15 protein-coding genes are annotated in these 12,780 nt (G+C 59.7%); 10 read left to right on the top strand and 5 right to left on the bottom strand.

Translation table 11 applies throughout. The features are described 5' to 3' along the window. Positions 1 to 2 precede the first annotated feature (2 nt). The gene (locus EGO55_RS17840) at positions 3 to 650 is read left to right on the top strand and encodes a DUF1345 domain-containing protein (RefSeq protein ID WP_021690775.1); all 648 of its coding nucleotides are present in this window, start codon (positions 3 to 5) and stop codon (positions 648 to 650) included. Positions 651 to 692: 42 nt separating this feature from the next. On the opposite strand, the gene purL is transcribed toward EGO55_RS17840, so the two are convergent. Then, complete coding sequence (purL, locus tag EGO55_RS17845; RefSeq protein ID WP_021690774.1) at positions 693 to 2,864, bottom strand: phosphoribosylformylglycinamidine synthase subunit PurL; 2,172 nt, start codon at positions 2,862 to 2,864, stop codon at positions 693 to 695. 85 nt (positions 2,865 to 2,949) lie between these two features. Between purL and EGO55_RS17850 the strand changes: the two genes are divergently transcribed. From EGO55_RS17850 to EGO55_RS17880, 7 genes are all read left to right on the top strand, one after another. Further along, on the top strand, positions 2,950 to 3,213 hold the full coding sequence (locus tag EGO55_RS17850; RefSeq protein WP_021690773.1) for an exodeoxyribonuclease VII small subunit: 264 nt from the start codon (positions 2,950 to 2,952) through the stop codon (positions 3,211 to 3,213). Continuing rightward, positions 3,213 to 4,124: a polyprenyl synthetase family protein gene (locus tag EGO55_RS17855; protein ID WP_021690772.1), complete on the top strand. Its 912-nt coding sequence runs from the start codon at positions 3,213 to 3,215 to the stop codon at positions 4,122 to 4,124. The genes EGO55_RS17850 and EGO55_RS17855 overlap by 1 nt, the downstream gene beginning before the upstream one ends. Further along, complete coding sequence (gene coaD / locus EGO55_RS17860) at positions 4,124 to 4,636, top strand: pantetheine-phosphate adenylyltransferase (protein ID WP_021690771.1); 513 nt, start codon at positions 4,124 to 4,126, stop codon at positions 4,634 to 4,636. The genes EGO55_RS17855 and coaD overlap by 1 nt, the downstream gene beginning before the upstream one ends. Before the next feature lie 106 nt (positions 4,637 to 4,742). Continuing rightward, positions 4,743 to 5,432, top strand: coding sequence for a peptidylprolyl isomerase (locus EGO55_RS17865; RefSeq protein WP_021690770.1), 690 nt, complete (start codon positions 4,743 to 4,745; stop codon positions 5,430 to 5,432). Between the two features lie 73 nt (positions 5,433 to 5,505). After that, a complete protein-coding gene (gene queA / locus EGO55_RS17870; RefSeq protein ID WP_021690769.1) occupies positions 5,506 to 6,537 on the top strand; it encodes a tRNA preQ1(34) S-adenosylmethionine ribosyltransferase-isomerase QueA in 1,032 nt (343 codons plus the stop codon). 39 nt (positions 6,538 to 6,576) lie between these two features. Continuing rightward, on the top strand, positions 6,577 to 7,518 hold the full coding sequence (locus tag EGO55_RS17875; protein ID WP_040716290.1) for an ABC transporter ATP-binding protein: 942 nt from the start codon (positions 6,577 to 6,579) through the stop codon (positions 7,516 to 7,518). Next, entirely contained in the window at positions 7,515 to 8,279 is a 765-nt protein-coding gene (locus EGO55_RS17880) for an ABC transporter permease (protein ID WP_021690767.1), read from the top strand. The genes EGO55_RS17875 and EGO55_RS17880 overlap by 4 nt, the downstream gene beginning before the upstream one ends. Here EGO55_RS17880 and EGO55_RS17885 read toward each other — a convergent pair whose 3' ends face one another. Beyond that, a complete protein-coding gene (locus tag EGO55_RS17885) occupies positions 8,280 to 9,038 on the bottom strand; it encodes a TSUP family transporter (RefSeq protein ID WP_021690766.1) in 759 nt (252 codons plus the stop codon). It lies immediately after the preceding gene. Positions 9,039 to 9,101: 63 nt separating this feature from the next. Here EGO55_RS17885 and tgt point away from each other — a divergent pair, with 63 nt between their 5' ends. Further along, positions 9,102 to 10,226, top strand: a complete 1,125-nt coding sequence (gene tgt, locus EGO55_RS17890; protein ID WP_021690765.1) for a tRNA guanosine(34) transglycosylase Tgt — start codon at positions 9,102 to 9,104, stop codon at positions 10,224 to 10,226. Between the two features lie 24 nt (positions 10,227 to 10,250). Continuing rightward, the gene (locus EGO55_RS17895; RefSeq protein WP_021690764.1) at positions 10,251 to 10,676 is read left to right on the top strand and encodes a hypothetical protein; all 426 of its coding nucleotides are present in this window, start codon (positions 10,251 to 10,253) and stop codon (positions 10,674 to 10,676) included. A 139-nt stretch (positions 10,677 to 10,815) separates the two neighbouring features. Here the strand turns inward: EGO55_RS17895 and rpsD are convergent, their stop codons facing one another. The 3 genes from rpsD to nrdR form a co-directional block, all read right to left on the bottom strand. After that, a complete protein-coding gene (gene rpsD / locus EGO55_RS17900) occupies positions 10,816 to 11,430 on the bottom strand; it encodes a 30S ribosomal protein S4 (protein WP_021690763.1) in 615 nt (204 codons plus the stop codon). Between the two features lie 149 nt (positions 11,431 to 11,579). Then, positions 11,580 to 12,320, bottom strand: a complete 741-nt coding sequence (locus tag EGO55_RS17905) for an RNA methyltransferase (RefSeq protein WP_021690762.1) — start codon at positions 12,318 to 12,320, stop codon at positions 11,580 to 11,582. Further along, complete coding sequence (gene nrdR / locus EGO55_RS17910; RefSeq protein ID WP_021690761.1) at positions 12,304 to 12,780, bottom strand: transcriptional regulator NrdR; 477 nt, start codon at positions 12,778 to 12,780, stop codon at positions 12,304 to 12,306. Before nrdR ends, EGO55_RS17905 begins: the two co-directional genes overlap by 17 nt.

Below are 12,780 nucleotides of genomic sequence, written 5' to 3' on the forward strand. Positions count from 1 at the left end.
GAATGACCGGTGACAACATCACGATGTTGGACCGCATTCCGCACTTTCGCTACATAGTTTTTCTGGCCGCATTCGCCCTGGCATGGTGGCCGTTGGCGGCGATCATGCCCACAACCGGGGCGGTTATTGCCGCGTTCGATGTGGCAGTGGCTGTGTTCGTGGCAAGCTGCATCCCCCTGTGGCGGAGCGATAGCGCCGATGCGATGCGGCGGCGGGCAAAGCGGGATGATGCCGGGCAGATACTTCTGCTGCTGTTCACGGCATTGATCACTTCGGTCATTCTCGTTGCGCTCGGCACGCTGGTCATGCGCAAGGGGGCGCTGACCCCCGGTGAGATCGTGCTGCTGGTGACGACACTGCTGGCATGCTGGACATTCGTGAATCTCATTTACGCGTTTCACTATGCGCGGCAGTATTATGCCTCCCATGCCGGAGAAGACCGCAAGGGGCTGGATTTCCCGGGGGGCTGCACGCCCAATTTTTCGGATTTCGTGAACTTCGCGTTTGTGATCGGGATGACCTGCCAAACGGCGGATATCGACATCACCAGCGCGCACGTGCGGCGGGTGTCAACGTTTCACGGCCTGTTTGCCTTCGCGTTCAATCTCGGCATTCTGGCTTTGACGGTGAACGTTCTGGCTGGCGCATGAGGTCCGGCAAAATACCGCACCTCATGCATCAGAACAGGAAGCTTACGCGTCCATCCAGTCCTTGAAGAACGCGTCATGGGCCGCACGCAGCGCGGCGATTTCCACACCGGCAACCTGCGTGCCACCAATAGTACCGATCTTTACCGCGCCGGGCAGGGCGCTGCCCGCAGGTGCGGTCACGATATAGCGGCCCTGGTCTTCACCGAAGGCTTCGGCCACGCTCAACGCCTTATCCAGATTGCAGCCGAGGTTACTGGCCAGCGCCATTTCAGCGAGTGCAACCAGCAGGCCGCCGTCGCTGATATCGTGCACGGCAGTCACCTTGCCATCGGCGATCCAGCCACGAACCGCAGCGCCATGGGCTGCTTCTGCCGCCAGATCGACGCCGGGCGCATCGCCTTCTTCCTTGCCTGCGATTTCACGTAGCCAAAGCGATTGCCCGAGATGCGATCCCGCGCCGCCCAGAATGTAAATATCGTCGCCTGCGGTCTTGAAGGCGATCGTCCCCATTTTTGCAGAATCGTCGAGCAGGCCGACACCGCCAATTGCCGGGGTCGGAAGAATGGCGGACCCGCCGCCTGTGGCCTTGGATTCGTTGTAGAGCGACACGTTGCCGCTCACGATCGGGAAATCCAGCGCGCGGCAGGCATCGCCCATGCCTTCGAGACAGCCAACGAACTGCGCCATAATTTCGGGGCGCTGGGGGTTGGCGAAGTTGAGGCAGTTGGTCACCGCCAGCGGACGTCCGCCCACAGCCGAGATATTGCGATAGGCTTCCGCGATGGCCTGCTTGCCGCCTTCATAAGGGTTGGCGTAGCAGTAACGCGGGGTGCAGTCGGTACTGATCGCCAGCGCCTTGCGCGTGCCATGCACCCGCACAACGGCTGCATCGCCACCGGAAAGCTGCAGCGTATCCGCGCCAACCTGGCTGTCATACTGTTGCCAGATCCAACTGCGCGATGCCAGATCAGGTGTGCCGATCAGCTTCAGCAGATCCGCGCCAACATCTGCGCTTTCCGGTGTATCCGAAAGATCGGTGATCCCGGCCCAGGTTTTGTATTCCGTCTTGGAAATATAGGGCCGGTCATATTCGGGCGCCTCGTCGGCCAGCGGAGCGAGGGGGATGTCGCACACCACTTCGCCATTCCATTCGAGGACCATGTGTCCGGTATCGGTCACTTCGCCGATAATGGCGAAATCAAGCTCCCACTTGCGGAAGATGGCTTCTGCCATACCTTCCTTGCCGGGCTTGAGCACCATGAGCATGCGTTCCTGGCTTTCGGACAGCATCATCTCATACGGGGTCATGCCTTCTTCGCGGCACGGCACCTGGTTCATGTCGAGGCGAATGCCAGCGCCGCCCTTGGATGCCATTTCCACGCTTGACGACGTGAGCCCGGCAGCCCCCATATCCTGAATGGCGACGATTGCGTCGGTCGCCATCAGTTCGAGGCAGGCTTCGATCAGGAGTTTTTCGGTGAACGGATCGCCGACCTGCACCGTGGGGCGCTTTTCTTCCGAATCCTCACCGAAATCGGCGCTGGCCATGGTGGCGCCATGAATCCCGTCGCGCCCGGTTTTGGAGCCGACATAGACGATCGGATTGCCCACGCCCGTAGCGGCGCAGTAGAAGATCTTGTTCGTATCGGCCACGCCGACGGTCATCGCGTTGACCAGAATATTGCCATCGTAAGCGCGATGGAAATTGGTTTCGCCGCCAACGGTGGGCACGCCTACGCAATTGCCGTAGCCGCCGATGCCAGAAACCACGCCTTTCACCAGATGCTTCATCTTGGGGTGATCAGGGCGACCAAACCGCAACGCATTCATATTGGCGACGGGGCGGGCCCCCATGGTGAATACATCACGCAGAATGCCGCCAACGCCGGTTGCCGCGCCCTGATAAGGTTCGATGTATGAGGGGTGGTTGTGGCTTTCCATCTTGAAAATGGCGGCCTGCCCATCGCCGATATCGATAACACCCGCGTTCTCGCCGGGACCCTGAATGACCCAGGGAGCTTCGGTCGGCAGCTTCTTCAGGTGGAGTCGTGAACTCTTGTAGGAGCAGTGCTCCGACCACATGACCGAGAAAATGCCCAGTTCGACCAGATTCGGCTCGCGACCCAGTGCGTGAAGTACGTGGCTGTATTCCTCGGTGGAGAGGCCGTGGGCCTCGACAACTTCGGGGGTGATCGTGTCAGTGGTGTTTGGCATGATCGGGCCCTTAGCGGTGGAACCACGCTCCCGCTAGTCCTCGCGCGCTTGACCGGCCCGCATATGCCCGCCAAAGCTGCGAAATATGGCGCAGGAAGCCCCCGATATTTCGCAATTGAGCTTTGAAGACGCGCTTCGCGCGCTCGAAGACGTGGTTCGCAGGCTCGAAAGCGGCGAAGTGCCGCTCGACGAATCGATAGACCTTTATGAGCGGGGGGAGGCATTGCGCCTGCATTGCCAGAAGCGTCTGGATGCCGCGCAGGCCCGGATCGAAAAGATTGTCGCCGGGCCGGATGGCGCGGCGCGGGGCGTTACGCCTTTCGATCCGGAAGGTCGGGCAGGGGGTTGATGGTCGCCGTGGCAAGCGCGGATGGCGATCTGCTCGCGGAAAACCTCAGCCTGATCGCGCGGGATGTCGATTCCCTGCTCGATTCGCTGATGCCCGTGCCGGATGACAAACATGCCCGCCTGATCGAGGCCATGCGTTATGCCGCGATTGGCGGGGGCAAGCGTTTGCGCCCCTTGCTGCTGGTCGCAACCGCGGAAATGTACGGGGTGCATCGCGAAGCGGCCATGCGTGCGGCATGCGCGATCGAATCCATACACGTCTATTCGCTGATCCATGATGATCTGCCCAGTATGGACGATGACGATCTGCGCCATGGCCGGCCCACGGTGCACAAGGCCTATGACGAGGCAACAGCCGTGCTGGCGGGCGATTCGCTGCATGCGATGGCTTTCCATATTCTGTCCGACCCGCAGACGAGCGGCGATCCGTTTGTGCGGGCGGAACTGGTGCATACGCTTGCCGGAGCAAGCGGTGCCCATGGTATGGCTGGCGGCCAGATGATCGATATGATTGCGGAAAGCGAAGAGTTCGATCTGCGCACAGTCACGCGGCTGCAGCAACTCAAGACCGGGGCCTTGTTGGCCGCATCAGTCGAAATGGGCGCTATTCTGGGCCGTGTGCCACCGGAAGGGCGGGCGCATTTGCGGGCCTATGCACGCGATATCGGGCTGGCGTTCCAGATTGCCGACGATCTGCTCGATCATGAAGGCGATGAAGCCAAGGCCGGCAAGGCGCTGCGCAAGGATGCAGGGCAGGGCAAGCAGACATTCGTGTCACTGCTCGGGATCGAGCGTGCGCGGGAACAGGCGAAAATCCTCGTTGAACAGGCGGTCGGGCATCTTGCCAGTCATGGGGCTGAGGCGGATCTGCTTCGTGCAGTTGCACGTTACATTGTGGAGAGGGACCATTGATGAGCGAACGGATTGGTGTTTATCCGGGGACGTTCGACCCGATTACACGCGGGCATGCCGATATCATTCGGCGTGGGGCAAAGCTGGTGGATCGCCTGATCATTGGTGTGACCACCAACCCGTCCAAAGACCCGATGTTTACCCCTGAAGAACGCATGGTCATGGTCGAGCGCGAAGTCGCGAACCTCGGCCTGCAGAATGTGACCGTCGTCGGTTTCCATGCGCTTTTGATGAAATTCGCGGAAAAGCAGGGGGCCAGCGTCATTGTGCGTGGTTTGCGCGCTGTCGCCGATTTCGAATACGAATATCAGATGGCAGGCATGAATCAGCAGCTCAATTCCAGGATTGAGACAGTGTTTCTTATGGCGGATGTCAGCCTCCAGCCGATCGCGTCGAAGCTGGTGAAGGAAATCGCCTTGTTCGGCGGCGATATTACCCCGTTCGTCAGCCGGGAAGTGCGTGACGAAGTGGTTGGCCGCGTGAAAGAACGTGGACAACTGGGCGACTATTGATTGTCGCAAGATCGTTCATTGCGCTGACAGTCGTCGCTGGTTAAACGGCGCGACTGCCGTGATTGATCGTTCTGTGCCCGCCAACTCCATATTGTCAGAGAAACCGATGTCGAAAGCCCTGATCTCCACTGTCCTGGCCCTTTCCATTGTTCTTGTTCCGGGCCTCGCGGCTGCGAAAGACAAGAAAGACAAGAATGGTGCAGAGGCGGTCCCGGCGCGGGTCTACGCACCGGTGAACTACAATCTGAACGAAGATCTGGATAATATCCTGCTGCTCGATCTCTCCACAGGCGAACGCGTGGCCATCCGGCTTATGTCCGATTGGGCACCGCATCATGTGGAACGGATCAAGCAACTGACGCGGGAAGGGTTCTACAACGGCGTTATTTTCCACCGTGTGATTGATGGGTTCATGGCGCAGACCGGCGACCCGACCGGTACCGGCCGTGGCGGATCGCAATTGCCTGATATCAAGGCGGAATTCAACGATATGCCGCATGTGCGTGGCACGGTTTCGATGGCGCGTGCCGCTAGCGACGACAGCGCCAACAGCCAGTTTTTCATTGTGTTCTATCCCCGCTTTGCACTGGATCGCCGCTACACCAATCTCGGACGAGTCATCGGCAATATGCCTGCGGTTGACCGTATTGAACGGGGTGAACCGCCGCAGAATCCGACCAAGATTGTTCAGGCATCAATCGCTTCGGATAACAAGGCGCCGCCGGTGCTGGCCCCCGTTGCGCCCGCGCCGCAGCCAATCACTGCGGATATGCTGAACCAGTCCAAGGCCCAGTAGCCTTCACGGATCACTAGGCCCTCTACGGTTCGGCAAGCTTCCCAAGTTGCCATGTTACGCCTAGAGGCGCGGCATGCGTGTTGATCTGTTCGATTTCGTACTCCCTCCGGAGCGAATTGCCCTGCGTCCGGCGCGGCCGCGCGATGCCGCCCGCATGCTGGTGGTGCGCGGTGATATCGCACCCTTCGGCGATTGCACCGTGCGTGATTTGCCTGCGCAATTGCGCCGGGGCGACGTTCTGGTTTTCAACGATACCCGAGTGATTCCCGCGCAACTGGAAGGGCGCCGTGGGGATGCCCGGATTGGTGCCACCCTGCATAAACGCATCGATCTGCGCCGTTGGCAGGCCTTTATCCGTAACGGAAAACGCCTGCGCGTGGGCGATGTGGTGCAGTTTGCCCGCGATGTCGCGGCTATAGCCGAAGCGCGTCATGACGATGGCAGCTGGACGCTTGCCTTTGTCGGGGATGAGCCAGTGGAAGTTCTTCTGGAGCGTGCGGGGACCATGCCCTTGCCGCCCTATATCGCCGGAAAGCGTCCAACCGACGAAGCGGATCGGTCCGATTATCAAACCATGTTTGCGCGCGAGGAAGGTGCGGTCGCTGCGCCCACTGCGGCCCTGCATTTTACGCCCGATTTGCTCGCTGCGCTGGATGAGGCGGGCATTGGTCGCGAAACGCTGACCCTGCATGTCGGGGCGGGCACATTCCTGCCCGTGAAAGTCGAAGATACCGCCGAGCATCGTATGCATTCGGAATGGGGGCGGATCGAACCAGATGTCGCGGCGCGCCTGAATGCCGCGCGTCAGGCTGGCGGTCGGGTGATCGCAGTGGGCACGACTTCGTTGCGGGTGCTGGAAAGCGCGACGGGGGATGACGGGATCATCCAGCCGTTTTCCGGCGATACCGATATCTTCATTACTCCGGGTTACCGTTTCCGTGCGATCGACGGGCTGATGACCAACTTTCACCTGCCCAGATCGACCCTGTTCATGCTGGTTTCCGCACTGATGGGGATGGAACGGATGCAGGCGGCCTATGCCCATGCAATCGCTGAGCACTATCGCTTCTACAGCTATGGCGACGGAAGCCTGTTGCTGCCCTGAGCGGTTGCATTGCCGGTGCGATTTGCCACAGTGCCGGTGATGGAACCCATTCTCGAAATACAAGGCCTTACCAAGAGCTATGCCGGTGGGCTGATCGCGCTCGACCATGTCGATCTGCAAGTGCGAAAAGGGGAAATTTTTGCGCTGCTCGGCCCGAACGGGGCGGGCAAGACGACGCTGATCGGGTCTGTATGCGGCATGGTCCGACCGACATCGGGATCGATTCGGGCTTTCGGGCAGGATATGCGTAAGAACTGGCGTGAGGCGCGCCAGCGCATCGGACTGGTGCCGCAGGAACTCGGGCTCGACATGTTCGATACGGTCGATCGCCAGATCCGTTTTTCGCGCGGCCTGTTCGGACGTCCGCCCAGCGAGGAACGGATCGTGCAGATCCTCGCCTCCTTGCAACTGCTCGACAAGCGATATGAGCAATTGCGCAAGCTTTCAGGCGGCATGAAACGGCGTGTGCTGATCGCCAAGGCCTTGAGCCACGATCCCGATCTGCTGTTTCTGGATGAACCGACCGCTGGCGTCGATGTCGAACTGCGGCGCGACATGTGGCGGTTGATTGGCGATTTGCGCGAACATGGCGTCACTATCATTCTGACCACGCACTATATCGAAGAAGCCGAAGAAATGGCCGATCGTGTCGGGATTATCGACAATGGCCGTATCCTGCTGGTCGACGATAAACAGGCAATCATGACCCGCCTGGGCCGGACCGAGGCCCGTTTCACGCTGGAAAATCCGCTGGCAGCGATCCCCGCTGCGCTGGAACAGTTCCACTTGTCCTTGCAGGATAATGGTTCGACACTGGTCTACAGGGGCGGGGATGGAACCGGCAAAGGCAAGGCGGAAGTCGCCCAGATTGCACGGATATTGATCCAGCATGACGTGACGTTCGTAGCTCTGGATCAGAAGGAATCCAGCCTTGAGGACATCTTTGTCGAATTGATGCACGAACAGGAGGCCGTGTCGTGATCAACTGGCGCGGCACCTGGGCCATCTACAAGCAGGAAGTCGCCCGTGCGTGGCGGACCGTGTTCGGCACGATCGTATCCCCCGTTCTGACGACAAGCCTCTACTTCGTTGTCTTCGGTTCCGCGATAGGCGGGCAGATGCAGGCCGTCGGCGGGGTTCACTACGGGGCCTTCATCGTGCCGGGCCTGTTGATGCTGACCTTGCTCAGTGAAAGCACGGCGAATGCCAGTTTCGGGATCTATATGCCGCGTTTCACCGGGTCGGTGTACGAACTGCTGTCCGCCCCCGTTGGGGTCACCGAAACGCTGTTGGGCTTCGTTGGGGCGGCAGCGACCAAGAGCTTGATTCTAGCAGCAATAATCCTTGCGACCGCGACGGTCTTTGTCGACTACACCATCGTACATCCGATCCTGGCGGTCGGGTATATCATGCTGGTTGCCGCTTCGTTTTCGCTCCTTGGATTTATTCTCGGGTTATGGGCGGAAGGCTTTGAAAAGTTACAGATGATTCCGATGCTTGTGCTGATGCCGCTGACGTTTCTGGGTGGGACATTCTATTCGATCGCGATGTTGCCGGAACCCTGGCGGACAATCGCGCTGTTCAATCCGATTGTATATCTGGTCAACGGGTTGCGCTGGACCTTCTACGGCGCTTCGGATGTGAATATTCTCGTGTCCGCCGGTTCCACGTTTGCGTTTCTGGCGATCTGCATCGTGGTGATCGCGATTATCTTCAAAACGGGCTGGCGTCTGCGCAGCTGATCATCCGGTGAAATAGGTCCAGATCAGCCGTGCGGTGAGCGCGAGGGAAATGGTCACCAACAGCGGGCGGATCAGCTTTGCACCGAAGCGTATCGCGCTGTGCGATCCCACCCAGCTGCCCACAACGGTGCCCACACACATGCACAGGCCGAGCGTCCAGAAGACCTTCCCGCCCGCAATAAACATCGCAAGGCTGCCGACATTGGATGTCATGTTGAACAGTTTGGACAGGGCGGTTGCGCGCGTCAGCCCCATACCGCGCAGGGCGACCAAAGAAGTGGTGTAGAAACTGCCCGCGCCGGGCCCAAAGAAGCCGTCATAGAAGCCAATCCCGCCTGCAACGGGGTTGTATCCCTTGCGTGTGAGCACATGATGGCGGTCGGAATCGTCCATCCGCGGCGAAAAGATCACGTATGCCGCACAGAGCACCAGCAGTACCGGGACGATCAGGTTGAGGATTTTCGTATCCAGCATCTGGACGGCAAGCGCACCTGCGGCCGAGGCGATCAGAATGCAGATCACGGCTGTGATATTGGGGCGAATCTCCAGCAATCCTTTGCGATGGTAGGTGCGCATGGCCATCGTGACACCAGCCAGCGATTGCAGCTTGTTCGTGCCCAGCGCGAGATGGGGGGGGAGGCCAGCGGAAAGCAGGGCAGGCATGGTCAACAAGCCACCGCCGCCTGCCACGGCATCGATAAAGCCCGAAACGACGCAGACGGCAGTCAAAGCCGCAAATACCCAAAGTTCGAGTTCCAAGAGAAATCCTGTTGCGCTTACGATTGCCGAGGCGGGCAAGACACCCTATGCGCCGGCAGGCCTATGACCCGATTTGCCTTCACCATAAATGCCCGCGATGGCAAGGCCCGAACCGGGCGGATTGCCATGCAGCGTGGCGAAATTCGCACACCGGCTTTCATGCCGGTCGGAACCGCTGCCACTGTCAAGGCTATGAAGCCGGAGGATGTCCGCCAGACAGGTGCCGATATCATTCTGGGCAACACCTATCACCTGATGTTGCGGCCAGGTGCGGAACGGGTGGCCCGGCTTGGCGGGTTGCACCGCTTCATGAACTGGGATCGCCCAATTCTCACCGACAGCGGCGGCTATCAGGTGATGAGCCTGTCCGACCTGCGGAAGATCACTGAAGAAGGTGTACGATTTTCCAGCCATCTTGACGGGTCGAAGCATCTGTTGACGCCCGAACGCTCCATGGAAATTCAGCGCCTGCTGGGTTCCGATATCGTCATGGCTTTCGATGAATGCCCGCGCGCGGATGAACCGCGCGATGTGATTGCGCGGTCTATGGAAATGTCGATGCGTTGGGCAAAGCGGAGCCGAGACGGCTTCGACAGCGGCGGCGATCATGCCGCCCGTGCGGCGCTGTTCGGCATTCAGCAGGGCGCGCTGGACGAGGAACTGCGTGGGCAGAGCGCGCAGGCGCTACGGGAAATCGGTTTCGACGGGTATGCGATCGGTGGGTTGGCCGTGGGGGAAGGGCAGGAGGCGATGTTCGCCACGCTCGATTTCGCACCCGGACAATTGCCGGACGACAGGCCGCGCTACCTTATGGGCGTCGGCAAGCCTGACGATCTGGTCGGCGCGGTGGAGCGCGGGGTCGACATGTTCGACTGCGTGCTGCCTAGCCGTTCCGGCCGCAACGGGCAGGCATTCACTTGGAACGGCCCGCTCAACATCCGCAATGCGAAGCACGCGGAAGACACCGGCCCGCTGGACGAGCGTTGCACGTGCCCGACCTGCGGCAAATACAGCCGCGCCTATCTGCATCATCTGGTCAAATCGGGTGAGATTCTCGGTGCAATGCTGATGACGGAACACAACCTGTCGTTTTATCAGCAGCTGATGCAGGCAATGCGCGATGCCATTGTCGAAGGGCGTTTTGCAGCATATGCCCGTGATTTCAGAAGGAATTATCTGAAGTCCTGACGCAATTCCGGGGAATAATGCTAAATGAAAGTAATGCGTGCAAGTTGTCTCATCGGTGCCGTCGCAGGGGCTTTCCTTGCAGCGCAACCGGCTCTCGCTGCGCCGGAAAAATGCTCCACGGAAAGCTTCCAATCGTTCATTGCGCGTTTCAGTCACCAGATCTCCGTGCAGGAAAAGGCGACTGCCAAAAAGCTGGTCATGGAATATCTGGACGACACCGGCACAACGGGAGAGCCGGTGATGAAACGCAGAATCGTCCCATTGGCTGATGTGACCTGGCCGGTCATGCCCGATCTGGCGATTGTCAAATCGCGCGCGCAGATCAGAGACCTTCCGGGTGGCGGCAAGGAAGTTGTGGTGCGGGGTGACGGTAATGGCGAACGCAACAGCTATGAGTTTCGACGGCAGCCCTGTTGGACATTGATCAGGACTTCAGACGAAAGCATGTGATCAAAGGGCGGGTTCCCCGCCCTTTTTGTTGTGTTCAACAGCCGGTTTGCGGGTCTGGCCGTGCCCCCAGCTATTGGGGCAATGAAAAAGGGCGGCCCCGAAGGACCGCCCCTTTTGAATTCCGTGATGGGAACCCGGATCAGCGCGAATAGAATTCGACGACCAGATTCGGTTCCATCTTCACCGGATAGGGGACTTCGTCCAGCGTCGGAACGCGCACGAAGGTCACCTTGTCGTTGCCGTCTGTGGCAACGTATTCCGGAATGTCACGTTCGGGCAGGCCTTGCGCTTCGATAACCAGAGCCATTTCCTTGGCCTTGTTGCCGAGGCTGATCACGTCACCCGGGAAAACGCGGCGGCTGGCGATGTTGCACTTCACGCCATTGACGCGAATGTGACCATGGCTGACGATCTGGCGCGCAGCGAAAATGGTCGGCGCGAACTTGGCGCGGTACACAACCATGTCGAGGCGCTGTTCGAGCAGGCCGATCAGGTTCTGACCGGTATCGCCCTTCATGCTCGACGCTTCCTGATAGGTGCGCTTGAACTGCTTTTCCGTCACATCGCCGTAGTAGCCCTTAAGCTTCTGCTTGGCGCGGAGCTGGAGGCCATAGTCCGACAGCTTGCTCTTGCGGCGTTGGCCGTGCTGGCCCGGACCGTAGCTGCGGCGGTTTACCGAGCTCTTGGGACGGCCCCAGATGTTTTCGCCAAGGCGGCGATCAATTTTATACTTGGATGCCTTGCGCTTCGACATGCGCAATCCTTTCAATTCGCATATCCAGACGATGGTGTCTGAACTTCAACCCGGAACCGCACCATTCCTTGTAGAGAATGCGATCGCCGCTTCACCGGGGTGCGGGATCAATTGCGAAGGCGTGGCCTTTACGGGGCCACACCCGAAAGTCAACCCTGGGAACCGGGTTCTTGCCGATTCCGCCCCAAAGCACTGAGCACGCCGCGCATGGTGCGGACCTCGAGGTGGTTCCAGCGGGGCTTGGTCAGCATATTGCGCAGGGTGCGTGCCGTAGAGGCTGCTCTGGATTCGGGCAGGAAATAACCACGCGGTTCCAGCAGGCGGGTGAAATGATCGATCAGGCCGTCGAGTTCCGCCTGTGGGGCAGGGGGCAGCTCTGCTTCTACGGTTGGCTGGGCCAGTGTTTCGTGCTTCGACCATTCGTAGGCGCAAAGGATCACCGCCTGCGCGAGATTGAGCGAGCCGAATTCCGGATTGATCGGAACCGTGATGATCGCCTCTGCAATCGCCACATCATCGGTTTCCAGGCCGGACCGTTCAGGGCCGAACAGGATCGCGTGGCGACCGGGTAACGTGGTAATGCCTTGTGCCGCCTGTTCCGGTGTGAGCACGGGTTTTGTCACCCCGCGTTTGCGCACTGTCGTGGCATAGACGTGTTCGCAATCAGCAACGGCCTGCGCCACACTGTCAAACACCTGCGCCTTTTCCAGCACGATATCCGCACCCGATGCCGCCGGGCCGGCGGCCGGGTTGGGCCAGCCGTCGCGTGGGGTAACCAGCCGCATTTCAGCCAGCCCGAAATTGAGCATGGCGCGCGCCGCCTTGCCGATATTTTCGCCCAGTTGCGGGCGAACCAGAACGATGACCGGCTTGTCAGCCTTTGCTTGCATCGCGTCCGCTCATTTCCTGTACGGAGCTGGCAAACTCCTCAAAGTCCCGGGCCTCGCTGAAGTCGCGATAGACCGAGGCGAAGCGGATATAGGCTACGCTATCCAACTGGCGCAGGCCTTCCATGACCATTTCGCCAATACGCGCGGACTCAATCTCGCTTTCGCCCAGCGTTTCGATCTGGCGCTGAATACCCGAAACAAGCTGATCCAGCCGTTCCTGTAGAATGCCGCGTTTGCGGCACGCCAGCGCGACCGATTGTTCGATCTTCGCGCGATTGAAGGCTTCGCGCTTGTCACCGCTTTTCAACACGGTGATATCGCGCAACTGCACCCGTTCGAACGTTGTGAACCGCGCGCCGCAGCTTTCGCATTGGCGCCGACGGCGAATAGCCGTGTTGTCCTCCGTCGGACGGGAGTCCTTTACCTGACTGTCATCATGCGCGCAGAACGGGCAGCGCAT

Origin of the sequence: Caenibius tardaugens NBRC 16725, assembly GCF_003860345.1 — a bacterium.
Classification (GTDB): domain Bacteria; phylum Pseudomonadota; class Alphaproteobacteria; order Sphingomonadales; family Sphingomonadaceae; genus Caenibius; species Caenibius tardaugens.

Excerpts from the sequence above, each read along its gene's own strand:
- nrdR (WP_021690761.1), bottom strand. The coding sequence starts at position 12,780 with ATGCGCTGCCCGTTCTGCGCGCATGATGACAGTCAGGTAAAGGACTCC.
- rpsD (WP_021690763.1), bottom strand. The coding sequence starts at position 11,430 with ATGTCGAAGCGCAAGGCATCCAAGTATAAAATTGATCGCCGCCTTGGC.
- EGO55_RS17855 (WP_021690772.1), top strand. The coding sequence starts at position 3,213 with ATGGTCGCCGTGGCAAGCGCGGATGGCGATCTGCTCGCGGAAAACCTC.
- tgt (WP_021690765.1), top strand. The coding sequence starts at position 9,102 with ATGACCCGATTTGCCTTCACCATAAATGCCCGCGATGGCAAGGCCCGA.
- EGO55_RS17895 (WP_021690764.1), top strand. The coding sequence starts at position 10,251 with ATGAAAGTAATGCGTGCAAGTTGTCTCATCGGTGCCGTCGCAGGGGCT.
- purL (WP_021690774.1), bottom strand. The coding sequence starts at position 2,864 with ATGCCAAACACCACTGACACGATCACCCCCGAAGTTGTCGAGGCCCAC.
- EGO55_RS17875 (WP_040716290.1), top strand. The coding sequence starts at position 6,577 with ATGGAACCCATTCTCGAAATACAAGGCCTTACCAAGAGCTATGCCGGT.
- EGO55_RS17865 (WP_021690770.1), top strand. The coding sequence starts at position 4,743 with ATGTCGAAAGCCCTGATCTCCACTGTCCTGGCCCTTTCCATTGTTCTT.
- EGO55_RS17850 (WP_021690773.1), top strand. The coding sequence starts at position 2,950 with ATGGCGCAGGAAGCCCCCGATATTTCGCAATTGAGCTTTGAAGACGCG.
- EGO55_RS17840 (WP_021690775.1), top strand. The coding sequence starts at position 3 with ATGACCGGTGACAACATCACGATGTTGGACCGCATTCCGCACTTTCGC.
- EGO55_RS17905 (WP_021690762.1), bottom strand. The coding sequence starts at position 12,320 with ATGCAAGCAAAGGCTGACAAGCCGGTCATCGTTCTGGTTCGCCCGCAA.
- coaD (WP_021690771.1), top strand. The coding sequence starts at position 4,124 with ATGAGCGAACGGATTGGTGTTTATCCGGGGACGTTCGACCCGATTACA.
- queA (WP_021690769.1), top strand. The coding sequence starts at position 5,506 with ATGCGTGTTGATCTGTTCGATTTCGTACTCCCTCCGGAGCGAATTGCC.